General features: G+C 68.6%; 29 protein-coding genes and 2 tRNA genes. 18 read left to right on the top strand and 13 right to left on the bottom strand.

Annotated features, from left to right (window positions below):
- Positions 1–12: 12 nt before the first annotated feature.
- Positions 13–86: transfer RNA gene (locus JL108_RS13975), tRNA-Met, on the bottom strand.
- A 99-nt stretch (positions 87–185) separates the two neighbouring features.
- On the opposite strand from JL108_RS13975, the gene JL108_RS13970 reads away from it, so the two are divergent.
- A complete protein-coding gene (locus JL108_RS13970) occupies positions 186–368 on the top strand; it encodes a hypothetical protein (RefSeq protein WP_143913374.1) in 183 nt (60 codons plus the stop codon).
- Positions 369–371: 3 nt separating this feature from the next.
- Positions 372–833 (top strand): hypothetical protein, encoded by a 462-nt coding sequence (locus tag JL108_RS13965; RefSeq protein ID WP_205198843.1) that lies wholly within the window; start codon positions 372–374, stop codon positions 831–833.
- Here the strand turns inward: JL108_RS13965 and JL108_RS13960 are convergent.
- Positions 821–1,123 carry a GNAT family N-acetyltransferase gene (locus tag JL108_RS13960; protein WP_185973094.1) on the bottom strand — a complete coding sequence of 101 codons (303 nt, stop codon included), beginning with the start codon at positions 1,121–1,123 and terminating at the stop codon, positions 821–823. The two genes, JL108_RS13965 and JL108_RS13960, sit on opposite strands and share 13 nt — an antisense overlap.
- Before the next feature lie 98 nt (positions 1,124–1,221).
- On the opposite strand from JL108_RS13960, the gene JL108_RS13955 reads away from it, so the two are divergent.
- Complete coding sequence (locus tag JL108_RS13955) at positions 1,222–1,740, top strand: DUF3145 domain-containing protein (protein WP_143913377.1); 519 nt, start codon at positions 1,222–1,224, stop codon at positions 1,738–1,740.
- A gap of 69 nt (positions 1,741–1,809) precedes the next feature.
- Here the strand turns inward: JL108_RS13955 and JL108_RS13950 are convergent, their stop codons facing one another.
- Positions 1,810–2,334, bottom strand: coding sequence for a hypothetical protein (locus JL108_RS13950; RefSeq protein WP_143913378.1), 525 nt, complete (start codon positions 2,332–2,334; stop codon positions 1,810–1,812).
- 92 nt (positions 2,335–2,426) lie between these two features.
- On the opposite strand from JL108_RS13950, the gene JL108_RS13945 reads away from it, so the two are divergent.
- Positions 2,427–3,392, top strand: coding sequence for an alpha/beta fold hydrolase (locus tag JL108_RS13945; protein ID WP_205198842.1), 966 nt, complete (start codon positions 2,427–2,429; stop codon positions 3,390–3,392).
- Here the strand turns inward: JL108_RS13945 and JL108_RS13940 are convergent.
- On the bottom strand, positions 3,338–4,414 hold the full coding sequence (locus JL108_RS13940) for a phosphatase PAP2 family protein (protein ID WP_240191087.1): 1,077 nt from the start codon (positions 4,412–4,414) through the stop codon (positions 3,338–3,340). The two genes, JL108_RS13945 and JL108_RS13940, sit on opposite strands and share 55 nt — an antisense overlap.
- 101 nt (positions 4,415–4,515) lie before the next feature.
- A complete protein-coding gene (gene aceE / locus JL108_RS13935; RefSeq protein WP_205198841.1) occupies positions 4,516–7,260 on the bottom strand; it encodes a pyruvate dehydrogenase (acetyl-transferring), homodimeric type in 2,745 nt (914 codons plus the stop codon).
- A gap of 131 nt (positions 7,261–7,391) precedes the next feature.
- Between aceE and JL108_RS13930 the strand changes: the two genes are divergently transcribed.
- The 3 genes from JL108_RS13930 to JL108_RS13920 all read left to right on the top strand — a co-directional run bounded on the left by JL108_RS13930 (position 7,392) and on the right by JL108_RS13920 (position 8,618).
- Positions 7,392–7,778, top strand: a complete 387-nt coding sequence (locus JL108_RS13930; protein WP_087623923.1) for a DUF3052 domain-containing protein — start codon at positions 7,392–7,394, stop codon at positions 7,776–7,778.
- A 26-nt stretch (positions 7,779–7,804) separates the two neighbouring features.
- Complete coding sequence (locus JL108_RS13925; RefSeq protein WP_205198840.1) at positions 7,805–8,266, top strand: peroxiredoxin; 462 nt, start codon at positions 7,805–7,807, stop codon at positions 8,264–8,266.
- A 278-nt stretch (positions 8,267–8,544) separates the two neighbouring features.
- A tRNA-Val gene (locus JL108_RS13920) sits at positions 8,545–8,618 on the top strand.
- Between the two features lie 114 nt (positions 8,619–8,732).
- Here JL108_RS13920 and JL108_RS13915 read toward each other — a convergent pair.
- The 3 genes from JL108_RS13915 to JL108_RS13905 form a co-directional block, all read right to left on the bottom strand.
- Complete coding sequence (locus tag JL108_RS13915) at positions 8,733–9,266, bottom strand: AAA family ATPase (protein ID WP_205198839.1); 534 nt, start codon at positions 9,264–9,266, stop codon at positions 8,733–8,735.
- Positions 9,267–9,350: 84 nt separating this feature from the next.
- A complete protein-coding gene (locus JL108_RS13910; RefSeq protein WP_205198838.1) occupies positions 9,351–10,001 on the bottom strand; it encodes an NAD(P)-dependent oxidoreductase in 651 nt (216 codons plus the stop codon).
- Complete coding sequence (locus JL108_RS13905; RefSeq protein WP_307837273.1) at positions 9,998–10,906, bottom strand: EamA family transporter; 909 nt, start codon at positions 10,904–10,906, stop codon at positions 9,998–10,000. Before JL108_RS13905 ends, JL108_RS13910 begins: the two co-directional genes overlap by 4 nt.
- A gap of 78 nt (positions 10,907–10,984) precedes the next feature.
- Here JL108_RS13905 and JL108_RS13900 point away from each other — a divergent pair, with 78 nt between their 5' ends.
- Positions 10,985–11,860 carry a LysR family transcriptional regulator gene (locus tag JL108_RS13900; protein ID WP_240191086.1) on the top strand — a complete coding sequence of 292 codons (876 nt, stop codon included), beginning with the start codon at positions 10,985–10,987 and terminating at the stop codon, positions 11,858–11,860.
- Between the two features lie 32 nt (positions 11,861–11,892).
- Positions 11,893–12,279: a VOC family protein gene (locus JL108_RS13895; protein ID WP_205198837.1), complete on the top strand. Its 387-nt coding sequence runs from the start codon at positions 11,893–11,895 to the stop codon at positions 12,277–12,279.
- A gap of 7 nt (positions 12,280–12,286) precedes the next feature.
- Here JL108_RS13895 and JL108_RS13890 read toward each other — a convergent pair whose 3' ends face one another.
- On the bottom strand, positions 12,287–13,045 hold the full coding sequence (locus JL108_RS13890; RefSeq protein ID WP_205198836.1) for a class I SAM-dependent methyltransferase: 759 nt from the start codon (positions 13,043–13,045) through the stop codon (positions 12,287–12,289).
- 4 nt (positions 13,046–13,049) lie between these two features.
- Positions 13,050–14,135 carry a GNAT family N-acetyltransferase gene (locus JL108_RS13885; RefSeq protein WP_205198835.1) on the bottom strand — a complete coding sequence of 362 codons (1,086 nt, stop codon included), beginning with the start codon at positions 14,133–14,135 and terminating at the stop codon, positions 13,050–13,052.
- A gap of 37 nt (positions 14,136–14,172) precedes the next feature.
- On the opposite strand from JL108_RS13885, the gene JL108_RS13880 reads away from it, so the two are divergent.
- Positions 14,173–14,778, top strand: a complete 606-nt coding sequence (locus tag JL108_RS13880) for a TetR family transcriptional regulator (protein WP_205198834.1) — start codon at positions 14,173–14,175, stop codon at positions 14,776–14,778.
- 191 nt (positions 14,779–14,969) lie between these two features.
- Here the strand turns inward: JL108_RS13880 and katG are convergent, their stop codons facing one another.
- Both katG and JL108_RS13870 read right to left on the bottom strand, forming a co-directional pair.
- Positions 14,970–17,228, bottom strand: a complete 2,259-nt coding sequence (gene katG / locus JL108_RS13875; protein WP_205198833.1) for a catalase/peroxidase HPI — start codon at positions 17,226–17,228, stop codon at positions 14,970–14,972.
- Between the two features lie 45 nt (positions 17,229–17,273).
- Positions 17,274–17,708 carry a Fur family transcriptional regulator gene (locus tag JL108_RS13870; protein WP_143913390.1) on the bottom strand — a complete coding sequence of 145 codons (435 nt, stop codon included), beginning with the start codon at positions 17,706–17,708 and terminating at the stop codon, positions 17,274–17,276.
- 104 nt (positions 17,709–17,812) lie between these two features.
- Between JL108_RS13870 and JL108_RS13865 the strand changes: the two genes are divergently transcribed.
- From JL108_RS13865 to JL108_RS13830, 8 genes are all read left to right on the top strand, one after another.
- The gene (locus JL108_RS13865; RefSeq protein ID WP_205198832.1) at positions 17,813–18,544 is read left to right on the top strand and encodes a SurA N-terminal domain-containing protein; all 732 of its coding nucleotides are present in this window, start codon (positions 17,813–17,815) and stop codon (positions 18,542–18,544) included.
- 164 nt (positions 18,545–18,708) lie between these two features.
- Positions 18,709–19,716, top strand: a complete 1,008-nt coding sequence (locus tag JL108_RS13860) for an ABC transporter substrate-binding protein (protein WP_205198831.1) — start codon at positions 18,709–18,711, stop codon at positions 19,714–19,716.
- Positions 19,717–19,719: 3 nt separating this feature from the next.
- Positions 19,720–20,517 carry an ABC transporter permease gene (locus JL108_RS13855; protein WP_205198830.1) on the top strand — a complete coding sequence of 266 codons (798 nt, stop codon included), beginning with the start codon at positions 19,720–19,722 and terminating at the stop codon, positions 20,515–20,517.
- 1 nt (position 20,518) lies between these two features.
- Positions 20,519–21,301, top strand: coding sequence for an ABC transporter permease (locus tag JL108_RS13850; protein ID WP_205198829.1), 783 nt, complete (start codon positions 20,519–20,521; stop codon positions 21,299–21,301).
- A 13-nt stretch (positions 21,302–21,314) separates the two neighbouring features.
- Positions 21,315–22,097, top strand: coding sequence for an ABC transporter ATP-binding protein (locus JL108_RS13845; RefSeq protein ID WP_205198828.1), 783 nt, complete (start codon positions 21,315–21,317; stop codon positions 22,095–22,097).
- Between the two features lie 9 nt (positions 22,098–22,106).
- Positions 22,107–22,901 carry a D-glutamate cyclase family protein gene (locus JL108_RS13840; protein ID WP_205198827.1) on the top strand — a complete coding sequence of 265 codons (795 nt, stop codon included), beginning with the start codon at positions 22,107–22,109 and terminating at the stop codon, positions 22,899–22,901.
- A complete protein-coding gene (locus JL108_RS13835) occupies positions 22,901–23,806 on the top strand; it encodes an alpha/beta hydrolase (RefSeq protein ID WP_205198826.1) in 906 nt (301 codons plus the stop codon). Before JL108_RS13840 ends, JL108_RS13835 begins: the two co-directional genes overlap by 1 nt.
- The gene (locus JL108_RS13830; protein ID WP_205198825.1) at positions 23,803–24,501 is read left to right on the top strand and encodes an SDR family NAD(P)-dependent oxidoreductase; all 699 of its coding nucleotides are present in this window, start codon (positions 23,803–23,805) and stop codon (positions 24,499–24,501) included. The genes JL108_RS13835 and JL108_RS13830 overlap by 4 nt, the downstream gene beginning before the upstream one ends.
- Here the strand turns inward: JL108_RS13830 and JL108_RS13825 are convergent.
- The gene (locus tag JL108_RS13825) at positions 24,455–25,180 is read right to left on the bottom strand and encodes an isochorismatase family protein (protein WP_205198824.1); all 726 of its coding nucleotides are present in this window, start codon (positions 25,178–25,180) and stop codon (positions 24,455–24,457) included. The genes JL108_RS13830 and JL108_RS13825 overlap by 47 nt on opposite strands.
- Positions 25,181–25,187 lie beyond the last annotated feature (7 nt).

Here is a 25,187-nt window from a genome sequence, read left to right as displayed (position 1 = left end):
CGACCGACGGAGTAGGGAGTGCGGGGCTCGAACCCGCGACCCAAGGATTATGAGTCCTCTGCTCTAACCGGCTGAGCTAACTCCCCGTGACGAGAACTATCCGGCCGTCTCGCCGCGGCCTGGGGTTTAGTATGGCCCACGGGACGGCGCGCGCGGGATCGGGGCGCACCGTTTAGGCTTCGCTCGTGGGCTGGGGATGGCGCGCCAAGGGCGACCTGCGGACGAAGATCGAGGCGAGTCTGCCCGACGCCATCGAGGCCCTGCGCGATATCGCGCTGAACTCCCCGGACGAACGCGCCCAGGAGCGGGCCCGCGAGTCTCTCGCGAAGTTCGGCATCCCCGTCCAGTCCGAGAGAAAGGCCGACTAGCCGATGCTAGGATCGCGCCCCGCGGTGCTCTTCGATCTCGACGGCACCCTCTGCGACACGCGCTCGATCGAGCATCTCGTCGCCGGTGACGAGCCCGACTACCGGGCTTTCCACACCGCCTCGGCCGGCTGCCCCGCCGATGCCGTCGTGGCGGAGGCCGCCCGCCGGGCGCATCGAGAAGGGCGTGCCGTCGTCATCGTGTCCTCACGGGAGTTCATCTGGCGCGATCTCACGATGGACTGGCTCGTATCCCAGCAGATCCCCTATGACGGCCTCTACCTGCGGTACTCGAGCGACTTCCGGCCGGCGGCGGTCGTGAAGGCCGAGCTGCTGGGCCACGTCCGCGAGGACGGGTTCGAACCGGTCGAGGCCTGGGAGAACCACGATGCGATCCTCGAGCTCTGGCGCGAGAGCGGCATCCCCGAGGTGCACGATGCCCGCGTCGAGTCCTCTCAGAGCCCGTAGCGGCGCCGCTTGTCGGCCGGCACGAGCGCCACGAGCTCGGGGTCTCCGACCATCACCTGCGGGATGAACGGACAGGACGGGATCACCGAACCGCCCGCGGTGGCGATCTGCTCCAGCGTCTCGAGCACGAGCGTATGGCCCAGCCCGCGTCCACCGAAGCGGTCGAAGATGCGCGTATGAGGCAGCTCCCACACATCGCCTCGCCGGTCGTAGTCGACGTAGCCGGCCAGCTCGTCGTCCTCCCAGAGCTCGAAGCGCGAGGCCTCCGGGACGTGTCGTACAACGCTCATCGAGGGGTCCTGTCTTGTCGCATCGCGGGGCATGGGTCACAATGAAGGTGGTACGAACCCGTAGGACGCTGGGGAAGGCGACCCTAGGGAGGTACCGCATGAAGTCGATATCGTCAGACGCCCCGATCACCCGGGGTGTCCTTTTCGTGCATTCTGCGCCATCGGCGATGTGCCCGCACGTCGAGTGGGCCGCGGCGAATGTGCTGGGCGATCGAGTCGACCTCGCGTGGTCCGCTCAACCCGCCGATCCCGGCACCTATCGCGCCGAGCTGTCCTGGCAGGCCGCTGTCGGCACCGGGGCGGCCCTCGCCTCGGCGCTGCGCGGTTGGGACCTGCTGCGCTACGAGGTCACCGAGGAGCCCACGGCGGGCAGCGAGGGGGCGCGCTACTCCTTCACGCCCGAGCTGGGCATCTTCCACGCCGTCGTCGGCGTCCACGGCGATCTCATGATCCCCGAGGACCGTATCCGGGCCATGCGCGCGAAGGCCGCGGCCGGCGAGGTCTCCATGGACGAGGCGCTCGACGGACTGCTCGGAGCGGCGTGGGACGCCGCGCTGGAGCCCTTCCGCCACGCGGGTGACGGTGCGCCGGTGCGCTGGCTCCACCAGGTGATCTGATCAGCCAGCAGCCCAACGGCGGTTGATCACGCACCGCCCATGAGGAGTCGGAGCGGGCAGGGCTGAGGATCAGCCGATCCGGACGGTGACCTCGGGGGTCGTCTCCTCGCCACCGGCCACGATCATCCGGAAGTGCCGTTCGCCGGTGCGGGACGTGTAGACGACGGTCTCGAAGCGACCGTCGGCTTCGACGGTCGTGGTCACCGGGAAGTCCTCCCAGGGGCCGTCGCCGTCCTGCACCTGGACCTGCAACGTGGTGCCCTCGTCGACCCCGGGCATGAGGCCGTTCAGACCGAAACGCTGGCCCGGGGGAACCTGGTCGCGCTCGGCGAAGAGCTGCGGTTCGGGAGCGGCGGGCTCCTCGTCGTCGGAGTCGTCCGGCTCCTCAGCCGGCGTCTCCTCCTCCGTGGGGGTCGGACTGGGCTCGGCCGTCAACGGCGGGAGGTCGGCACCGGTGATGCCGGTCGCCGTGAACACGGTGGCCCCGAGCAGGCCGAAGGCGATGCCGATGGCCGCGCCGACGACCGCCATCCAGGTGATGGCGCGCACGGCGGGCTGCTTGACCTCGTGGAGGTCGATCTGGTCATCGTCCACGGGCATGATTCTACGGTGCGGAGCCCGACCGGCACGCCCTCGCCCGCGCGTTCCGTGCGTCGCGTCGCGCGGCTCGGCATTACGATGGCCAGATGGCTGCGCGCACGGTCCAGGAGGATCCGGACGTCCACTGCGAGGTGATCCACGGGTATCGCCGCGTCTATCGGCGTCGCGGGACCGGTCCGGTACTGCTCCTCCTGCACGGTCTCGGCTGCGATTCCAGCACCTGGACGCCGGTCATCGACCGCCTGGCCGAGTACTTCACCGTCATCGCCCCGGACCTGCTCGGGCACGGCGATTCCGACAAGCCCGATGCCGACTACTCGCTCGGCGGCTATGCCAACGGGATGCGCGACCTGTTGACCGTCCTCGGCATCGACAAGGTGACTGTCGTCGGGCACAGCTTCGGGGGAGGGGTGGCCATGCAGTTCGCCTATCAGTTCCCCGAGCGCACCGAGCGGGTCGTCCTGGTGGCCCCCGGTGGACTGGGACGCGATGTCACGCCGCTCATCCGGATGCTGACCCTCCCGGGCTCCGGCGCGGCGCTCTCGGTGGCGACGGCGCGTCCGTGGCGGCGTCCGGTGGCCGACGCCATGCGGACCTTGTCGCGCCTACCGGGGCCGCTGTTCCGCGACCTGGGTGAGGTGGCCGACATCTACGTCAAGCTCGCCGATCCGGGGCAGCGCAAGGCCGTCCTGCGGCTGAGCAGCACCGTGATGGACTGGCGCGGGCAGTACGTGACGATGACCGATCGTGCCTATCTCGCCCGGCTCATGCCGGTGCTGGTCGTCTGGGGCGCGCAGGATCACGTGATCCCGGCCGAGCACGCCGAGAACGCTCCCGCCCTCGTCAACTCCGAGGTGCGGGTCTTCGAGGACTCGGGGCACTTCCCGCATCGCGACGAACCCGACCGGTTCAGCGACCTCGTCATCGAGTTCTGCGCCTCCAAGCCCCCAGCGCAGTATCACCGGGGGCGTTGGCGTGCGCTGCTGCGTCGAGGCGATCAGTTCGCCTTGGACACGGTGCCCCGCGAATCGTCCGGGTCCGCCGTCAGCTGAATCTTGTGGTGGCGTTGTCGCCAGAACCCGTTGCCGGTGACCCAGCCGCCGATCGCGACCGACAGCCAGCCGATGAGGATGCCGCCGACATCGTCGGCGAGGTAGTGCCAGCCGAAGTAGATCGTGGCGAGCACCGTGAGCGCGAAGTAGACCCAGCCGATCGCCTGCACGAAGCGGCTCTGGTCGGTGCGCTGGAAGAACAGCGCCGCGGTGAAGGTGACCGACACGTGCAGCGAGGCGAAGCCCGCGATGCCGTAGATGAACGGCCCCGTCGGATCCTCCTTGAAGGCCGAGGCGTTGCGGAACAATCCCTGTTGGAGCGCGGTGACCCCCGATTCCTCTAGATCGGTGAAGAACTGCGGCTGGAAGAAGGCAGGCCCGAGCGACGGCCAGATGTAGTAGCTGACCGTGCCGAGGATCCAGTTGAGCGCGAGCGCCGTCGCGTACCAGGCGCCGAGGGAGACATCGCGGTTCAGCACCAGGAACGCGCCCAAGGTGATCGGGATCAGCATCAGGTACGTCAGGTAGATGAACGAGAGGACCTGCGCGTTGAAGCCGGTGCCGAGCAGCTGGTGCAGCAACTCGCCCGGCTGGTGGCCGAAGGTCACCCAGTAGTCCCATTCGGCGAACATGCGGTCGTAGAGCACGCCCTCGCGCAGCACCGGCAGATAGCTCTTGAGATTGCGGTAGCTGACGTAGCAGACGTAGAAGACGAGGAGCCCGGAGGCGATGTGGATGACCCGGCTCCACGTCCACTCGTACCGGACCACATCGGCGATACCGGGGAAGATCTTCTTGATGCCGCGGCGCTTGATGGCCATCGGGATGACGCCGACAGCGAAGAAGCCCAGCGCCATGAGGGGAAGGCGCACATAGGCCGGTCCGAGGAAGCCCTCGGGGTCCCGCAGCGGGACGCCCAGGCGGCTGGACATGATGAGTGTGAAGATGCCGACGACGAGGGCCAGCGCGGCACCGAAGGTATAGGGCCAGCGACGCAAGAAGTCCCAGGTTCGTCCGAGCATGGGGAACAGTCTAGGGGGACTGTTCCAGAGCAGCTCCGGCGCGATACACACGACGACGGGCCGCGGCGATGTGCCGCGGCCCGTCGTCGGGATGATGCCGGTCAGGCGTCGGCGCCCTCCTGGGGGACACCGGCCATGGCGCTCGGGTCGTCGAGCTGGAAGCGCTCGTACGCCTCCCGCGCGATCTTGGCGTCGAGATCGCCCGTGGCGGCGAGCTCGGCGAGCACGGCCACCACGATCGACTCGGCGTCGATCTGGAAGAAGCGGCGGGCCGCGGCACGCGTGTCGGCGAAGCCGAAGCCGTCGGCACCGAGCGACTGCCAGGGTCCGGGGACCCAGCGGGCGATCTGGTCCTGGACCGAGCGCATGTAGTCGCTGACACCGACCGAGACGATCTCGGGCTCCTCGGACAGGGCCCGGGTGATGTACGGGACTTCGCGCTCCTCGCCGAGATGGTTGAAGTTGCGCACCTCGGTCTCGTGGCCGTCACGGGCGAGCTGGTTCCAGGACGTGACCGACCAGACATCGGCCGCCACGTCGTACTCCTCGGCGAGGATCTCCTGGGCCTGCAGCGCCCACGGCACCGAGACACCCGAGGCGAGGATGCGGGCGCGGGTCTGCCCAGCCTCGGCCTTGCGGTAACGGTAGGCGCCCTGGAGCAGTCCCTCGACATCGAGGTCCTCCGGCTCGGCCGGCTGCTGCAGCGGCTCGTTGTAGACCGTCAGATAGTAGATGACGTTCTCCGCCTCGGGACCGTACATCCGGCGCAGGCCGTCCTCGACGATGTGGCTGATCTCGAAGGCGTAGGCCGGGTCGTAGTGCACGATCGCCGGGTTGGTGCTCGCCAGCAGCGGAGAGTGACCGTCCGCGTGTTGCAGGCCCTCGCCGGTCAGCGTGGTGCGACCCGCGGTGGCGCCCACGAGGAAGCCCCGCGACATCTGATCGGCCATCGCCCAGATCGAATCACCGGTGCGCTGGAAGCCGAACATCGAGTAGAACATGTAGACCGGGATCATCGGCTCGCCGTGGGTCGCGTAGGCGCTGCCGGCGGCGATCGCCGAACCCATCGCTCCGGCCTCGCTGATGCCCTCGTGCAGCAGCTGACCGGTCTCGGACTCCTTGTAGGCGAGCAGCAGCTTGCGGTCGACCGACTGATAGGTCTGCCCCTGCGGACTGTAGATCTTGTTCGAGGGGAACATCGAGTCCATACCGAAGGTGCGGTACTCGTCCGGCGCGATCGGCACGATGCGCGGCCCGACGTTCTTGTCCTTCATCAAGTCGCGGAGCAACCGCACGAAGGCCATCGTGGTGGCGATCTGCTGCTTACCCGAGCCCTTCTTGAGCTCGCCGTAGAACCCCTTGTCCGGCAGCTTCAGCTCGCTGCCGCGGACCACGCGCTTGGGCAGCGAGCCCCCGAGCTGCTTGCGGCGCTCGAGCATGTACTGGATGTCGTCGCTGTCCTTGCCCGGGTGGTAGAAGGGCGCGATATCGCTGGAGTCGATCTGCTCGTCCGTGACCGGGATGTGCAGCCGATCGCGGAAGTTCTTCAGATCGTCCTTGGTCAGCTTCTTCATCTGGTGGGTCGCATTGCGCGCCTGGAAGGACTCCAGCAGCCAGCCCTTGACGGTGTGCGCCAGGATCACGGTCGGCTGACCGGTGTGCTTGCGGGCCGCGTCGAAGGCCGCGTAGACCTTGCGGTAGTCGTGTCCGCCGCGGGGCAGCTTCTCGATGTCCTCGTCGGTGAGGTGCTCGACCATCTTCAGCAGCTGCGGGTCGGCGCCGAAGAAGTGCTCGCGGTTGTAGGCACCCGACTCGACCGACAGCGTCTGGAACTCGCCATCGGGGGTGCGGTTCATCTGGTTGACGAGCACACCGTCGGTGTCCTGGGCCAGGAGATCGTCCCACTGGCGTCCCCAGACGACCTTGATGACATTCCAGCCGGCGCCGAGGAACATCGACTCCAGCTCCTGGATGACCTTGCCGTTGCCGCGAACCGGGCCGTCGAGCTGCTGCAGATTGCAGTTGACGACGAAGGTGAGATTGTCGAGCTGCTCGCGCGCGGCGACGCCGATGGCGCCGAGGGACTCGACCTCGCCCATCTCGCCGTCGCCGAGGAAGGTCCAGACGTGCTGCTCGCTGGTGTCCTTGATGCCCCGGTTCTGCAGGTAGCGGTTGAACCGCGCCTGGTAGATCGAGTTGATCGCGGCGAGGCCCATCGAGACGGTGGGGAACTCCCAGTAGTTCGGCATGAGCCGCGGGTGCGGATACGACGAGAGGCCGTTGCCGAAGCCGTGAGAGTGCTCCTGCCGGAACCGGTCGAGCTGATCCTCGTCCAGGCGCCCCTCGAGGAAGGAGCGGGCGTAGATGCCGGGTGCGGCGTGGCCCTGGTAGAAGATCTGGTCGCCGCCGCCGGGATGGTCCTTGCCGCGGAAGAAGTGGTTGAAGCCGACCTCGTACAGGCTGGCCGCGGACTGATAGGTGGCGATGTGACCGCCGACGCCGAGGCCCGGACGGTTGGCGCGCGACACCATCACGGCGGCGTTCCATCGGATATAGGAACGGATACGTCGTTCGATGTCCTCGTCGCCGGGGAAGTCGGGCTCGCGCTCGGGCGGGATCGTGTTGATGTAGTCGGTGCTGCGGAGGGCGGGCACGCCCACGTTCTTCTCGCGAGCGCGCTCCAGCAGACGCAACATCACGTAGCGAGCGCGCTCACGTCCACGGTCGTCGACCATCGCATCGAGCGAGTCGACCCATTCACGGGTCTCCTCCGAATCGATGTCGGGCAGCTGGGTCGGCATACCCTCGTGGATGATGGGCGGACGTTCAGAGCCGGATTGCGGCATGGAAAGCTCCCTTGGGTGTCGGGTGGACTTCTCCATCATTCCACTTCGTCTCCGCTAGTGTGAGACCGGCAGCACTCTCGGAGTACCTACTTTTCGGTAGGTTTTCCGCCATCAACCACGAGGAGGAACGGGTGGACGCCGGCAAGATGGGATTCGCCCCCGACACGGTGATTCAAGAGCTCGGGTGGGATGAGGACGTCGACGACGACCTCCGCGGCGCGATCGCGAAGCACACGGGCAACGAACTGGTCGACGGTGATGTCGGCGAGGTCGTCGACGGGGTGATCCTGTGGTGGCGCGACGGCGACGGAGATCTCGCCGAGGGCCTCATGGACGCCCTGCAGGACGTCGCCGAGGGCGGCTTCGTCTGGTTGCTGACCCCCAAGGTGGGGCGGGAGGGTCATGTGAGCGGCGCCGACGTCGGCGAGGCCGCTCCGATCGCGGGGCTGTCGGTCACGACGACCTCCCCGGCGGGAGAGGACTGGGCCGTCACCAAGCTCTCCACACACCGGCGCTGAAGCGAGGGGCCGCTACGCTCGTCGTCATGACGATCGAGATCGGCCAGCAGGCCCCGGACTTCACTCTCAAGAACCAGCACGGCGAGGACGTGTCCCTCGCCGACCTGCGCGGCACGCCGGTCGCGCTCGTCTTCTATCCCTTCGCCTTCAGCGGCATCTGCACGGGGGAGCTGTGCGAGCTGCGGGACAATCTCGCGGTCTTCTCCGATGCGGGCGTCGAACTGCTCGCCGTGTCGTGCGATCACATGTTCTCCCTGCGTGCCTACGCCGAACAGGACGGCTACCAGTTCTCGTTGCTGAGCGACTTCTGGCCGCACGGCGAGGTCGCGAGGTCCTATGGGATCTTCAACGAGGATCTCGGGTGCGCCGTGCGCGGCACCTACCTGATCGATGCCGAGGGTGTCGTGCGCTGGAAGGTCGAGAACCAGATCGGCGAGGCCCGCGAGCTGTCGGGCTACCGTGAGGCGGTCGCGTCGCTCGTCGGCTGAGAATCGCCTCAATCTTTGTGAATTCCGCCACCAGAGCGAGCGAACATCTGCTTTGATGGACTGACCGTGCCGCCAGGGACCCGAGACCTTGGCGGCACGGCCTTTTTCCCGGGGCCCGGGCGGTGGCGGTAGCTGATCAACCTCACCTCGCGAGCGGCGGTAGACGGTCAACCCCATGACCGCCTGGTGAGGTTGACCGTCTACCGCCGGTCGCCCCGGCTCGCGGACGACTGCAGGGTGAGGTGCGCTATCGTTGCGACCCGACCGTCAGGTCGCTCGGGCGAATAGCTCAGTTGGTTAGAGCATCCGGTTTACACCCGGAAGGCCGGGGGTTCGAGTCCCTCTTCGCCCACCGAGCGTCAGCGAGGCCCCGCGATCGGCCGGCGCAACTGTGCTCGAGCCCGAGGAGCACCCCACGGACGCGACAGGCAGTTCCGCCTGGTCGGCGTTCAGCCGAGCGCGGTTCTCAGTCCGCTCGGCCGCTCGCTTCGGCCCAGCCCGAGAGGTCGACGATCTGCTCGGCGACATCGAGCGGGGTCATCACATCGGTATCGAGACGGTGAACATCGTCACCCGCGGACCGTTCGAGACGGGCCGCCATCGTAGAACTGCGCTGTACGTGCCGTTCGAGGCTGTCACCGTGCTCGCGTCGCCCGAGTCGTTCGGCAACCGTCGAATCGCTTGCTCGAAGCAGCACCGATGTGACCTCACGTGCGTCGCCCATGGCTTCTGTCAGCGCCGGTACCTGGAGGATCGAGACGGTGTTCGTGTAGATGAGCCGCCGGTACCCCAGATCACGATAGTTCTCCCACATCGCAGCGAGATTCCGCTCGGCGAGGTGATGCTCCCCCGGGGCCGGATGCGCCAGGTCGAGACAGTCTCCCTCGATGACGGCATGCTGCACGTCTCGCTGGGAGAGGAGATCGTGCAGAGCGAATGCTACGGTCGATTTGCCTGCGCCGGAACGCCCGCCGATGAAGATCACATGTGAGCCAGACATACTCGATCGTCTCAGAGGTCTCGTGTCGGCCGGCTGCGTCCATCAACATCACGGCCGGGGCGGTCGCCGACTGACCGACCTGGGTCAGCGAGCGTCCGGTGCGCCCGCGACCGTGAAGTGGCGCTCCCCGCTCGGATGCTCGATCTCGTCCACGAGGGCAGTCGCGAGGTCGGGAACCGTGATGCGGGAGTCGCCGTCCGCGTCGAGGAGTAACGTGGTGCGGCCGCGGCGGTAGCGACCGGTGCGTGCGCCGGGCTCGAGGATCGCGGGTGGACTGAGATAGGTCCACTGCGCCTCCGGGTGACGCTCGCAGACGCGGAACTGGTCGAGACTCGCCGTGGCGATCGTCCTCCACGCCTCCGGCACGTACGCCGGATCGTCGACGACGAGCCGGTCCGGAGACGTCGGCGAGCGCAACGGGGCGGAGCCGCCCACGACGAACACGCGGACGCCGTGGCGTGCGGCGGCATCGAGGATGCGCCGGGTCACGGGCGCGAGCTCGGACTCTTCGCCCGGTGGGAGACGGACGGTGAGCACGGCGACGTCGACGTCGATGAGCAGCGGCCCGATATCGAGGGGGCCGGTGACATCGACGGCGAAGGCCGTCAGCCGCTCCTGACCGAGCGTCTCCATCGGGCGCCGTGAGAGCGCGGTGACCTCGTGGCCGCGGGACAGAGCCTCGGTGACGATGGCGCTGCCAGCCATGCCGGTGGCGCCGAAGATGGTGATTCTCATAGGTCCTTCCTGGTGACAGATGGGGAGAGCTGGCCGGCGACCATCGCGGTGAGGGCAAGGACGAATCCGGCGAGTTGCACGAGAGTGAGCGCCTCGCCGGCGATGACCGCGCCGAGGAGGGCGGCCATGAGCGGCGAGAGCAGCCCGAGCAGGGCGGTGGCGGTGACAGGCAGGCGCCGGATGCCGCTGAACCAGAGGGTGTAGGTGAGCAGCCCCCCGACGAGACCGAGCCATAGATAGCCATAGACGGCCGGCCTGTCGATGTCGGTCGGAACGCCGTCGACGACCATGGCGGGGATGAGCAGGACCAGTCCGGCCGCGGTGAGTTGCCAGCCGGCGAGGCCGATGGCCGATACGCCCTCAGGACGACCCCAGCGTTTCGTGAGGACGACGCCGGTCCCCATCGAGGCGGCGCCGGCGAGGCCGGCGAGGACGCCGATCGGGTCGAGACCGGCTCCCGGCCCGAGGACGACGAGGGCGACACCGGTCATGCCGACCATGCCCCAGGTGACCCGCCAGGACGAGAGCCGTTCCTGGAGGATCGTGACGGCGAGGAAGGCCACCACGATCGGCTGCGCCGCGCCCAGGGTGGCTGCGACCCCTCCCGGCAGATGCTGCGCGGAGAGGAACAGCAGTGGGAAGAAGGCCGCCATGTTCAGCACGCCCAGCACCAGGCTCTTCCACCACCACGAGCCGCGCGGCAAACGACGAGCGACCAGGAGGGCGATCAGTCCGGCCGGCAGCGATCGCATGAGGGCCGCGAACAGCGGATGTCCCTCCGGCAGCAGATGGGTGGTCACGATATACGTCGTGCCCCACACGGCCGGGGAGATCGCGGTCATGACCGTCCAGCCGACGCGCGTGGCCATCGTGTCGGGAGAAGGGGAGGCGGTGGTCGTGCTCACCTGTCCATCGTCGGCCGCGACTATCGATGAGTCCAACACATGTTTTTCATTTGAACGATGAAGAGTCATCATAGAAGGATGGAGCTTCAGCAGCTGCGGTACGTCGTAGCGGTCGCGGAGGAGCACAGCTTCACCCGGGCGGCCGAACGCCATTTCGTGGTGCAGTCGGCGCTCAGCCATCAGATCAAGGCATTGGAGCGAGAGCTCGGGGTGAGGCTGTTCGCGCGCACCAGTCGCAAGGTCGAGCTGACCGCCGCGGGCGAGGCCTTCGTCCCCGGCGCCCGCGCGAGCCTGGAGGCCGCGGAACGTGCCGCCGCCGACGCGGCCGCCGCGACCGGGCAGATCCGTGGCGACCTGACCATCGGCATGATCCCGACCGTGACGGCCGTCGACGTGCCTGCCGCGCTCCGCGAGTTCCGCCGAGCGCATCCGGCCGTCCGGATACGGCTCCGCGGTGGCGGGAGCGACGAGTTCATCGCCGCGGTCGCGGCGGGCGCGATGGACATCGCGATCCTCGGGCTGGCCGATTCGGCGGTGCCGCGCGGGGTCGCCACCCGGGTCCTCGCCCGTGAGCGCCTCGTCGCCGTCGTCGGCACCGGTCATCGGTTCGCGGATCGGCGTCGTCTGGGCCTGACGGATCTCGTCGACGAGACCTTCGTCGACTTCCCCGAGGGAAGCCCGGGCAGGCTGCCGTCGGACCAGGCCTTCGCCGCCGCCGGTCTGCGGCGGGAGGTCGCCTTCGAGGCCATGAGCACGGACCTGATCCTCGATCTCGTCCGGCAGGGCCTCGCCATCACGCTGTTGTCGGAGGCGGTGGTCCCGGCGGGCCGGGGGCTGAGGACCGTGGCCGTCACCGGTGGGCCGACCCGTATCGAGTACCTCGCCTGGAGCGACTTCAATCCGGGGCCGGCCGCGCTGGCGTTCCTCGGGTTCCTGGGCGCCGGCAAGGGGTAGTCCGTCATCGTCGCCGGTGCGACGATGAGGGCATGGAGGTACTGAGCAGTCGGATCTTGCTGCGACCGGTCGACCCCGAGCGCAGTCGCGAGTTCTACCGCGACACCCTCGGGTTGGCGGTGCACCGGGAGTTCGGCCCGCCGGACTCACCGGGCACGGTGTTCTTCTGCGGCAACGGCCTCGTGGAGGTCTCCGGACGTTCGGACGCCTCGGGAGCGTCGACGGCGGAGCTGTGGTTGCAGGTCCGCGATGTCGCCGCGGAGTACGACCGACTCGTCGCGGCGGGGGTGACCGCTCTGCGAGAACCGCGTACCGAGCCGTGGGGACTTATCGAGGCGTGGATCGCCGACCCCGACGGCATCCGGATCGTCCTGGTCGAGGTGCCCGAGGATCACCCGCTGCGCCGCGACCAGCGGTGATCGCCCGTCACGCCGGCCGGCGCGCCTCGATGAGGTGGCGGGTCGAATGGGCGATGAAAGGCCCATCGGTCTGGATGAGGTCGTGCAGCTCGTGCAATCGCTCGCGGTATCTCTCGACGGTGAAGTCGGGCACCCACCAGATCACCTTGCGCAGCAGATAGACCACGGCGGCGACATCGTGGATCTCGATGCGCAGCCTCGCCGTCCTGAGGTCCACGATCTCGAGTCCGGCGTCCGTCGCGGCCGCGGTCTCGTCATCGGGGTGCCGGCCGCGGCGTGCCTCCGGCTGGGGGCCGAGGAAGAACTCGATGAGTTCGAACACGCTGGCCGGGCCCACATGCTGGGCGACGTACATGCCGCCCGGGCGGAGCACGCGCGCGATCTCTCCCCACCAGATCGTGGCCGGATGCCGGCTCGTCACGAGGTCGAAGGCCGCGTCACCGAAGGGGAGTGGCGGCTCATCGGGGTCCGCGACCACGACGACGCCGCGCGGGTGGAGTAGTTGCGTCGCACGAGCGATATTCGGAGGCCAGGACTCGGTGGCCACAGCCGTCGGAGGGAAGCGGGTGGCCTCGGCGAGGACCTCGCCGCCTCCGGTCTGGATGTCCAGCGACGCCGATGCGGTGCCGAGTCGCTCGGAGAGCCGGCGGGCGTAGCGCCACTCCGGTCGCTCCTCCGTGGCATGCCCGTCCAGCCAGTCGAAGTCCCAACCGGACACATCGGCGCTCGCGCCCGCGGCGATCAGCTCGTCGAATCGGTCGGTCATGGTCCTATCCTCGCGGATGGACGTCGTCCGCGAGCAGGCCGTAGACGAGGGTGTCGGTCCACTCGCCCTTGCTCCACCAGTCCTGCCGCAGATGTGCCTCGTGCCGCATTCCGGCGCGTTCGGCCAGTCGGGCCGATGCCCCGTTGCGCGCATCCATCTGGGCCGTCACGCGGTGGACTCCGTAGTGATCGATCGCGAGGTCCAGTACCCGGCGGACCGCCTCGAGCGCGTAGCCCCGGCCGCCGTGATCGGGATCGAGCACCCAGCCGATCTCGGCGATCCCGTGTGCGGCGTCGGTCAGCCAGAGGGCGATATCGCCGATCGGTGAGGACTCGTGCTCGACGGCGAGGGCGAGAGCACCGGCATCGGACTCCAGGCCCGTCCTCGGGAGACGTTCGCTCAGGCGGCGCTCGGCCAGCTGCGGCGTCCACGGCGGGTCGAGCAGGTAGCGCGCGACGTCCGGTCGTTCGTAGATGCGGCGGAGCCAGTCCTCGTCGCCGGCACGGTGGAGACGCAGGACGAGTCGTTCGGTGGTCAGGGGGAGGGCGGGCATCGGCCGTGGCAGCCACCGCTCGTAGTGCACCGCTTCGATGCGCTGTCTGGAGGGGGCGGTGCTCGCCTGGCGCTCGGTCTCGACGAAGCCGGCGCCCTCCAGTACCCGTTGCGAGGCGGTGTTGTCGGTGACGGTCCTCGCGGTCAGTCCACTCAGTCCGCTGCGCCGTGCGAGGTCGATCGCGAGATCGAGTGCGGCGGCAGAGCGTCCGGCTCCCCGCGCGTCCGGTCGCAGCCAGAAGCCGGCCTCGGCGCTGTCCTCGGTCACGTCGAAGATCACCAGGCTGCCGAGGAAGCCGTCGTCTGCGGGGTCGGCGATGGCGAGCACCGCGAGGTCGCCGCGCTCCAGGCCGTCGTGAGCGGCGCCCTCGATCATCGCCCGTGCGGTGGCGGGGGTGTAGTGCGGCTCGGGGAGGTGGGCGTAGCGGCGCACGGTCGGGTCCTCGGCACCCTCGGCGTAAGCCGTGGCATCCTCCGCCCGTAGCGGGCGGAGGCGGACTCGATCGTTCGCGAGGGGGAGGAGCGAGGCATGCAGCATGGGACTAAACTAACATTGTTCGTATAAGGAGGTGTCGATGAGCTACTGGGACCACGTGAGGCCCGTGCGTCGCGCCCGAGCGGTCGCCATCGGCGAGCTGGCCCGCGAGGCCGGCAGGTTGCTGGACGAGGGGGGCGTCGACGCGCTCACCGTCCGTGCGCTGGCCGGCCGGATGGGCGTGGCCCCGGCCAGCCTGTACTCACGCGTCGAGTCGGCCGACGACCTGCTCGACCTCGCCCTCGATCATGCCCTCGCCGATGACGTCGATCTCCAGCGCGCGATGACCGAGGGCGGGCATCGGGGTCTCTATCTCGCGTACTACCGCCATCTGCGGCGTCACCCGTGGGCGCCGCGGGTCATCGGCCTGCGTGCTCCGCGTGGGCCGGCCTATCTGCGTCTCTCCGAGAGATTCTGCGAGCTGCTCGAGGGCGAAGGGGTCGACGATCCACTCACGATGACCTACGCGATGTCGAACTTCGTCATCGGCAGCGCCGCGACCGATCCCATCGTGGAGAGCGAGCGGGACAGCCCGATCGACGTCGACCTCGCTCCCGTCTACGCGCGCTTGCACATGCGCCACGAGGTGGATCCCGAGGCGATCGTCGCGGCCGGACTCCGCGCGCTACGCGATCTCTCGGCGTGACGAAGGATGTGCGTTCAGGGTCGCGGTGGCGACCGCCGAAACACATCCTTCGTGCCGAGGCGCCGGAGGATGTGGTTTCGCGGCTGCTATAGCAGCCCCAGAATCACATTCTTCGTCATCGGCGGGTGTGAGGGCTGAATGCGGAACGCCGCCGGGACGAGGACGTCCCGGCGGCGTTCTACGTGGGTGGCTCAGGCCAGATCGAAGCGATCCAGCTCGGTGACCTTGCGCCAGGCGGCGACGAAGTCGTGCACGAACTTCTCGTGCGCGTCATCGCTCGCGTAGACCTCGGCGAGGGCCCGCAGCTCGGAGTTCGAGCCGAAGACCAGATCGGCGCGGGTGCCGGTGCCGATGAGCTCGCCGGCGGCGTCGCGACCCTCGAAGGCGTGCGAGCCGGAGTCCAGCGGCTTCCACGTCGAGCCGAGATCGAGCAGGTTGACGAAGAAGTCATTCGTCAGCACGCCCGGTCGCTCGGTGAACACGCCGAGCGACGAGCCGTCGTAGGTCGCGCCGAGCGCGCGCAGGCCACCGACCAGCACCGTGGTCTCCGGCGCCGTGAGGGTCAGCAGGTTCGCCCGGTCCAGCAGCAGGTACTCCGCCGGCAGGTTCGCCTTGCCGCCGTCGTAGTTGCGGAAACCGTCGGCGGACGGCTCGAGGTAGGAGAACAGGTCCACATCGGTCTGCTCCTGCGTCGCGTCGACACGCCCGGGGCGGAAGGGCACCGTGGCGTCGACGCCGGCATCCTTCGCCGCCTTCTCGACCGCCGCATTGCCGGCGAGGACGATGAGGTCGGCCAGCGAGACCCGCTTGCCACCGGACTGCTCGGCATTGAACGTCTCCTGGATGTCCTCCAGGGTGCTCAGCACGGTCGCGAGCTGGGCCGGGTTGTTGACATCCCAGTCCTTCTGCGGGGCCAGGCGAATACGCGCGCCGTTGACACCGCCGCGCTTGTCGCTGCCGCGGAAGGTCGACGCCGCCGCCCAGGTGGTCGACACCAGCTGCTGGACGGTCAGATCCGAGGCCAGCACCCGATCCTTCAACGTGCGGGCATCGACCTCGTCGATCAGCTCGTGGTCGACCGCCGGCAGCGGGTCCTGCCAGATGAGGTCCTCGGCCGGCACCTCGGGTCCCAGGTAGCGGGATTTCGGGCCCATGTCGCGGTGGGTCAGCTTGAACCACGCGCGGGCGAAGGCCTCGGCGAAGGCCTGCGGATCCTCGTGGAAGCGTCGCGAGATGGCCTCATAGGCCGGGTCGAAGCGCAATGAGAGGTCGGTGGTGAGCATGCGCGGCTCGCGCTTGCCGTCGGAGTGGGCCATCGGCACCAGGCCGTCGCCCGCGCCGTTCTTGGGACGCCACTGGTGCGCACCCGCGGGGCTCTGGAACAGCTCCCACTCGTAGGCGAACAGGATGTGGAAGAACTCGTTGTCCCAGCGCGTCGGGTGATAGGTCCAGGTCACCTCCAGGCCACTGGTGATCTGATCGTCGCCCTTGCCGGTGCCATGGGTGTTCTTCCATCCCAGACCCTGCTGCTCGATCGGAGCGGCCTCGGGATCGGGGCCGATGTTGTCATCGGGCGCGGCGCCGTGGGTCTTGCCGAAGGTGTGACCGCCGGCGATGAGGGCGACGGTCTCCTCGTCGTTCATGCCCATGCGGGCGAAGGTCTCGCGGATGTCGTGGGCCGCGGCGACCGGGTCCGGCACGCCCTCGGGCCCCTCGGGGTTGACGTAGATGAGGCCCATGTGGGTCGCCGCGAGCGGCTTGTCGAGCTCGCGGTCTCCGCTGAAGCGCTGGTCGCTGCCGAGCCAGGTGGTCTCCGCGCCCCAATAGACATCGTCATCGGGCTCCCAGACGTCGGGGCGACCGCCCGCGTAGCCGAAGGTCTCGAAGCCCATCGACTCCAGGGCGACATTGCCGGCCAGGATCATCAGGTCGCCCCACGACAGCTGCTGGCCGTACTTCTTCTTGACCGGCCACAGCACCCGGCGGGCCTTGTCCAGGCCGACATTGTCCGGCCAGCTGTTCAGCGGAGCGAAGCGCTGCTGGCCGTGGCCGCCGCCCCCGCGACCGTCGCCGAGTCGGTAGGTGCCGGCGCTGTGCCACGCCATGCGGATGATGAGCGGGCCATAGTGGCCGAAGTCGGCCGGCCACCAGTCCTGCGAGGTGGTCAGCGTCTCGTGGATGTCGCGCTTGACCTCGGCGAGGTCGAGCCGGCCGAAGGCCTCGGCGTAGTCGAAGTCGCGGCCGTAGGGATCACGCTCGACCGAGTTCTTGGCGAGGATCTTGATATTCAGCCGGTTGGGCCACCAGTCGTGGTTCGCCTCGCCCTGGGTCGGGTGGGGGAGGGCGTCGTGCATGACGGGGCACGCCCCGGCCGCCTCGGTCTCCTCACCGGTGACCGTGGTGGACTCGGTCTCCTCATCGGTGAGCGGTGGATCGACGTGATCGTTCATCTGGCCTTCCTTATCTGTGACGACGGGATGGATGACAGGGCAAAATCAAGGCTCGCGTGAGCAGTCGGGGCACAGGCCCCAGAAGGTGACCTCGGCGGCGTGTAGTGCGAAGCCGTGGTCATCGGAGGGGGTCAGGCAGGGGGCCTCGCCGACGGCGCAGGCGACATCGTGCACCGAGCCGCAGGCGGTGCAGACGAGGTGATGGTGGTTGTCGCCGGACTGCAGTTCGAACAGGCCCGGATGGCCGGCCGGTTCGATGCGGCGTACGAGGCCCGCCCGGACGAAGTCGCCGAGGGCGTTGTAGACCGATTGCAGGCTGGTGTTCGGGATCGACTCCAGGACGGAGCGGTAGATCTCCTCGGCCCGGGCATGGGGGCGCTCGCCGAGCGCGTCGATGACCGCTCGCCGCGACTGCGTCACGCGCAGGCCGGCGCCGCGGATGGCCTCGGTCGTGGTGGGGGTGCGGTGTGCGGTGGACACGGAGTCACCCTAGCAAGACTTGAATCATTCAAATCAAGCTGGCTCGGGTGTCAGGGGCCGGGTGCTAGTTTCGTCGCGGCAACGTCGACGACAAGGGAGAGCGTGTGTCGAATCGAACCAGGCTGGTGGCGGTGCTGCTGGCCGCCCTGCTCGTGCTGGGTGTCCTGCTCGCGGCGGTGTTGCCGCGCGGTGGGGAGGATGGCGACGAGTCCGGAGACGAGACCTCGGCCCAGTCGGCCGACCTGTCCGGTATCCCCGACGTGGTTGCGGTCGTCAACGACGAGGACATCACCCGCGACGAGTTCGTGGCGATCTACGAGCCGCAGTTCGAGCAGACGGCCGGCCAGGCGGAGATGTCCGGTGAGCCCGTCGATCAGGACCAGCTCAAGCAGGAGACCCTCGACCTGCTCATCGACAACCGTCTGTTGGTGCAGGAAGCCGAGAGTCGTGGCCTGTCCGCCACGGACGAGGAGATCGACGAGCTCCTGACGACCTACGCCACCAACAGCGGCGTCGAGTCTCCCGAGGAGTACCTGGCTCAGCTGGAGGAGCAGCAGGACCTCTCCGCCGACGAGGTGCGCGAGCAGATCGCCGACGGTGTCACCGTCCAGTCGCTCGTCGACGACGAGATCGGCGACGCACCGGCGTCGGAGGAGGAGCTCCGCGAGCTCTACGACCAGGCGGTCGCCGCGCAGGGCGAGGGTGCCGAGCTCCCGCCCTTCGAGGAGGTCCGCGAGCAGCTCGAGGAGCAGGTCCGCAGCCAGAAGCAGCAGGAGACCTATCAGTCCCTCGTGGATGCGGCCCGCGAGGACGCTGATATCGAGACCCATCTCTGATCCACGCGCGTGAGCGCCCCGGATCCCCGCCTAGGGGTCCGGGGCGCTCTGCGTTTCGGCTGGATCAGGGCGGTGTGATTCTGCGGACGAAGCGTTGACAGCGTCAGCGGCGGAAGTGTATACAGTAGTCTATCGACCAGCCGCCCTAGGAAGAGGACCTCCCCATGTCCGGACTGTCTCCCCGCCATCGTTTCCTCCCGAAGAGACTGGGGGGCGCGGCGTCGATCGCCGCGGCGCTGGTACTCATGGCCGCTTGCGGCTCAGGTCCCGCCGATGACGAGGCGGCCGACGGCCCGAGTGAGGCCGAACCCGCCAGCGTCTCGATGGCTGTCGTGCCGGCAGCGACCTTCGCTCCGGTCTTCGTCGGGATCGAGCAGGGCATCTTCGAGAAGCACGGCATCGATCTGGACATCGACGTCGGCGGCCTGGCGCCGACCGTCTTCCCGCGCATCCTCTCCGGGGACGTGGACCTCGGCGCCAACACCTGGGGAACGCTCGTCACCTCGCGCGAACAGGGTCTGCCCCTCGTCGGCATCGCGCCGATCGACCGCGGAGGCGAGACCGCCGAGGACGACTATCAGGCGATCGCCGTCGGCCAAGGCGGTGCCGCCGACCTCACGGAGCTGGAGGGCAAGACGGTCGGTGTCCCCAGCCTGAAGTCCTTCACCGACTCCCAGGTGCGGTCGGTCCTGGAGGAGGCGGGGGTCGATGTGAGCACCGTCAGCTTCGTCGCGCTCCCGTTCCCCGACATGCCGGCGGCGCTCTCCGCCGGTCGCGTCGACGCCGTCGGGGTCGTCGAACCCTTCCTCTCGCAGATCAAACAGCAGGGAGGAACGGCGCTCGTCCCGCTCTCGCGCGGACAGCTCATGGGAGCGATCGCCGCATCGGAGGCCTTCGTACAGGAGAGCCCCGAGGTCGTGAAGGCCTTCCAGGCCGCCTGGCTCGAGACCCTCGAGTACTGCCAGGAGAACGAGCAGGCGGTACGCGACGCTCTCGCCGAAGGTCTGGGATTCCCCGAGGAGGCGGCCGCGTCGATCACCCTCCCCATCTGGATCACGGAGGCGAGTCGCGAGCAGGTCCAGGAGATCGCCGACATGATGCTGGCCGTCGGTGGCATCGATGACGAGGTGGACGCCGCGAGCATGATGACGGCGTTCCCTCTCGAGGACTAGCCGATGTCCGCCCAACTGGCGACCTTCGCCGGACGGCCGGCGGGTGCCAGGGTGCTCGGAGCCGCCGGCGTGGTGATCGCGCTGGTTATCTGGCAGGCGCTGCCGACCCTGGGGATCGTGTCCAGCGACGAGATCCCCGGGGCCGTGCCGGTGCTCCGTCACTTCGGTGAACTGCTCTTCACCGCGGACTTCTGGGGTGCGACCGGCGCCACGCTGGCCGGCGCCGGGCTCGGCTTCCTCCTGGCCACCGTCATCGGCGGGGTGATCGGCACGCTGATGGGATCGAGCCTGCTGGCCTCGCACGCGCTGACCCCCATCGTGGAGTTCCTCCGTCCGGTGCCGGGGGTCGCCTTGATCCCCGTCGCCATCTTGATGTTCGGCCCGGGTCTGACCAGCGATGTGGTGCTGGTGACCTTCGGCTGCGTCTGGGTGATGATCGTGCAGACCTTCTACGGGGTGCGCTCCGTCGACCCCGTGGCGCTGCAGACCGCCCGGTCCTTCGGGCTGTCCACCGGTGCCCGCATCCGCTTCGTGCAGGTGCCGAATGCCTTGCCGTTCATCGCCACCGGTATGCGGATCTCCTCGTCGATCGCGCTGATCATCGCCGTGACGGCCGAGCTGATCTCGGGCAATACCGGCCTCGGCAGCTCGATCGCGTTGATGCAGTCGCTCGGCCGGGTCGAGGACATGTACGCGTACATCATCGCCTCGGGGATCCTGGGGCTGCTCGCCCACACGGTCTTCGCCAGGTTCGAGCGCCGGCTGCTGCACTGGCACCAGTCACAGCGGACGGGGGTCTGAGATGAGGTGGCTGCAGTACAGTCGCGCCGGCAAGATCACCGTCGGCCTGATCGCCTCGGCGCTCTTCGTGTTCGCGATCTGGCTCTACACCGAGTCGAAGTCCGAGACGAGCTATATCTGGCCGAGCTTCGGCGACGTGGGCTCGGCCTTCGCCGACACCTGGCTGTTCGAGAACGTCGGCAGCGACGTCGTGCCGAGCCTGCGGCGGATGTTCACCGGCTTCGCGCTCGCGGTGATCGCCGGGGTCGCGGTCGGATTCATGCTCGGCTCCTCGTCGGTGCTCGACGCGCTGGCGAATCCCGTGGTCAACTTCCTGCGGTCCATTCCCGCCGCCGCCCTGCTTCCCCCGATGATCGTGCTGTTCGGCATCGGCGATCTCACCAAGGTCGCGGTCATCGCCTTCGTGTGCTGCTGGCCGATCATCCTCAACACCCGCGACGGCGTGCGCGAACTGGACTCGACCCTGCTGGCGAGCGCGAGCGTCTACGGGATCAGTGGTGTCCGGCGATTCGTGTTCATCGTGCTGCCGGCGGTGTCGCCGCGGATCTTCGCCGGCATGCGTATCAGCCTGTCGATCGCGATCCTCCTGCTGGTGACCAGCGAGATGGTCGCGAGCACGAACGGCATCGGCTACTTCGTGTTCCTCGCGCAGCAACGATTCGCCGTCGACGCGATGTGGGCCGGTGTCATCCTGCTCGGCCTGCTCGGCGTCGTCCTGAACTTCCTGCTCAGCGCGATCGAACGCAGGGCATTGCGCTGGAACCGATCCGAAGATCCGTCATGAGAGAGGACAGCACGTGCTAGAGGTAGTGGGACTCGGCAAGAGCTTCGGCTCCGGCTCGTCCGCGACGAAAGCCATCGAAAGACTCGACTTCACGGTGTCCGCCGGAGAGTTCGTCGGGATCGTCGGCCCCTCGGGAGCCGGCAAGACGACACTGCTCAAGTGCATGTCGGGCCTGCTCGCGCCGACGACCGGCGAAGTCAGGCTCAATGGCGCCACCGTGACCGGACCGCCCCCGGAGATGGCGGTGGTCTTCCAGGACTACAGCCGTTCGCTCTTCCCCTGGTTCACGGTCCAGCGCAATGTCGAGCTTCCGCTGAAGCACGGTGGCAAGCGCATGGTCGCTGATCCGGTCTCGGCCGCCGCCGAGGCGCTCGAGGCGGTGGGACTGAAGGGCTTCGAGAAGCACTTCCCGTGGCAGTTGTCCGGCGGTATGCAGCAGCGGGTGGCGATCGCCCGTGCGTTGGCCTACCAGTCGGAAGTGCTGTTGATGGACGAGCCCTTCGCGTCGGTCGACGCGCAGACCCGTGCGGAGCTGGAGGACCTCGTGCTGCAGGTCCGTGAACAGTTCGGTGTCACGATCATCCTGGTGACCCACGACATCGACGAGTCCGTGTACATGTCCGATCGGGTGATCGTGCTCAGCCGGCCGCCGTCGACCGTCGAGCAGGTCCTCACGATCGACCTGCCCTGGCCGCGGCATCAGACCACCACCAAGGTCCTTCCCGAGTACGCCAAGCTCCGCACGCAGGTCTACGAGTCGATCATGCAGCCGGGCGACCGGACCGGAACGATCTGAGGGCGCGACATGGAGCTCAGCGACTACCGCGACCAGGTGCGTGCGGGCGAGTGGTCCGGGCCCACGCGCGGTGTGGCCCCGGACCGGGTGCAGTGCAATCTGGTGGTCCTGCCCGCGGCGTGGGCCGAGGGCTTCGAGGGCTGGTGCGCGGAGAATCCCTCGGTCGCCCCGATCCTCGCGCGCGGTGAGCCCGGCGATCCGCGGCTTCCCGTCCTCGGCCCCGATATCGATCTGCGGACCGATCTCCCGCGCTACCGGATCTTCGAGCACGGGGTCTCGACGGGGACCCGCACCGACCTGAGGGAGACCTGGCGCGATGACCTGGTGGCCTTCGCCTTCGGCTGCTCGTTCGCGCTCGAAGAGGTCCTGAAGCGCCACGACGTGCCGCTGCGCGGCGAGGCCCGCGGTTTCGGCGGCGCCATCTACCAGACCACCAGGGCGACGAATCCCGTCGACAGTTTCGGCGGCCCGCTGGTGGTCTCGATGCGTCCGGTGCCGCGGTCGTCGGTGGACCTCGCGATCGAGGTGAGCCGCCGCCATCCGGGGCTCCACGGGGCGCCCGTGCACGTCGGTGATCCCGGTGCGCTGGGCATCGACCTCGACCGGCCGGTGGAGTCCTTCGGCGAGGTCTCGGTGGCCGACGACGAGGTACCGGTGTTCTGGGCCTGCGGCGTCACCACGCAGCGGGTGATGGAACAGGCCCGGCCTGAGTTCGCCGTGACCCATGAGTCCGCTCACATGCTGGTGGCCGATCTCCTCCTCACCGATACCGAGGTGCACCTCGGTAGGAGCGATGTCAGGTGATGCGCGCCGGACACGAGCCGACCTCGGGCCTCTACTACGAGACACTCAACGCCGGCGGGGGCGGAGATCGTCCGCCGTTGCTGATGATCCACGGCGGCGGAGCGACAGGGGCCTGCTTTCGCGGTGACCTCGACGGTGCGCCGGGATGGGCCGATCGGCTGGCGGACCTAGGTTACGAGGTGTGGGTCACCGACTGGCCCGGCTGCGGACGCTCCGGCGGGCGCCACCTGATCGACATCGACTATGCCGACGTGGTGGCGGGCTACCGGAGGCTGTTGCGGGACGTCATCGGTCGTCCGGTCGTCGTGCTCCCGCACTCGATGGGCGGCGCGACCACCTGGCAGCTTGTGGAGCACGAGCGGGACCTGGTCGTAGGCGTGGTCGCGCTCGCCGCCTCGTATCCGGGCAATGTCCCGCCGCGCTCGACCGTGCTGAGCGACGATGGCCGTGTCCTCGTGGCCCGCTTCGAGGAGACCGGCGTGGAGTTCGTCATCGACCGGATGCGCGGCTACATCTACGAGGACGGCTATGTCTACCACCAGGCGATCGCCACCAGCACCCGCTTCGACCGGGATAAGGTCGAGAGGCTGCGGGCCGGTTTCGTCGGGCTGCCCCCGTTGATGCTCCAACAGCGCATCGGCGTGATCCCGGGGCTCCCCGCCGTGACGGACACGTCCGCCTTCGCCGGCCTGCCGATCCGCCTGGTGTCCGGCACCGAGGATCCTGCGCACACGATCGAGACGGAGCGCGCCACCGCCCAGCAGTTCCGCGACTGGGGGGCCGATGCGCGGGTGGTGTCGTTCGGGGACCACGGCATCACGGGGAATGGTCACTTCTTCTTCTTCGAGGAGAATGAGGGGGAGTTGTTGCCGATCGTCGCCGAGCAGATCGCCGACGTGCGATGAGCCCGGTCGCCGTCGTCACCGGCGGGGCGGGAGACATCGGCCGTGGCGTGGTGACGGCGCTCGCCTCGGAGGGATATGCCGTGGCCGTACTCGATCTCGCGGTGAATCCCCGCGCCGATTACTCGGTATGCTGCGATCTGACCGACGAGGCCGCCGTCGCCGCCGCCGTGCGAACAGTCGAGGCCGAGCTCGGGGACCCGGAGCTCCTCGTCTGCGCTGCCGGCATCGTCGGTCGCGGCGCGGTGCGGGAGCTGTCTCTCCCGGCGTGGAGCCGGGTGGTGGACGCGTCGCTGACGGCGGCCTTCCTGGTCACCCGTGAGGTGCTTCCGGCGATGGTGCGCCGTGGCGGCGGCGCGATCGTGATGCTGTCCAGCGGGCTGGCGCGGAAGGGTTCCGCGCGGGGTGCGCCCTATGCCTCGGCCAAGGCCGGTATCGAGGCGCTCACCAAGTCCATCGCGCTGGAGCATGCCGCTGACGGCATCCGATGCAATGCGGTGGCGCCCGGCCCGGTGCGGACGACGATGACCGATGCGAACCCGAACTTCGACGAGGAGACGGCCCTGGCGGCCATCCCGCTGGGCCGGCTGGGAGAGGTCGACGAGGTGGTCGCGCCGATCCTGTTCCTGCTAGGCCCGGGAGCGAGCTACATCACCGGACAGGTGGTGCAGGTGAACGGCGGGATGCTGATGCCGTGAGCTCGGTCGCGGTCAGCACGTCGGCGTACTTCGCGTTCATCTCGAAGAGGTTGACCCCGTGGCTGAGCCGGGACCGGTCGAATACCGCGTCCTCGGCCACGAAGGTCCGATAGCCGTGCGAGTGGGCGTCGATGACCGTGGCCCGTACGCATCCCGAGGTCGTTCCGCCGGCCACGACGATCGAGTCCACCCCGCGACGGATGAGATGGGAGAGCAGGGGAGTGTCGAAGAAGGCGCTCGCCTTCGGCTTGGCGAGGACCACCGCCCCGGCCGGGGGAGCGATCTCCTCGGGGATGTCCTGGGCGCCGGGAAGGTCCATCGGCGATCCGAGGCCCTCCAGGTCGCCCTTCACCGTGCCGCCGTAGGCCTCGGTGCCCCCGGGCAGCCCCGTCGTGTAGACGATGGGCCAGCCGGAGGTGTCGGCGAGGTCGCGTAGGCGCTGGATCGCGGGCATCGCCTTCCAGGCGTGCGGACCGCAGGAGGTCGGATAGTCGGCGATCGCCGCGTCGAGGGACTGCCCTTCGGCGCCGGTGAAGGAGCGCACGACGTCGACGATCACCAGGGCGGGTCGGTCTCCCAGCGGGCGCGGTGCTGCCTTCCAATGACGTGCGCGGTAGGCGCCACCGTCGGCCTCCTCGACGAGCTGCTCCCACCAGCGCGGTGCCGCGGTCGGTCTCATGGGCTTC

Source organism: Aeromicrobium sp. YIM 150415, from assembly GCF_016918125.1.
In the GTDB taxonomy this organism is placed as follows: Bacteria; Actinomycetota; Actinomycetes; order Propionibacteriales; family Nocardioidaceae; genus Aeromicrobium; species Aeromicrobium piscarium.
Note: the sequence above shows the minus strand (reverse complement) of the source record. Positions and strands in the feature narration are given on the sequence as shown.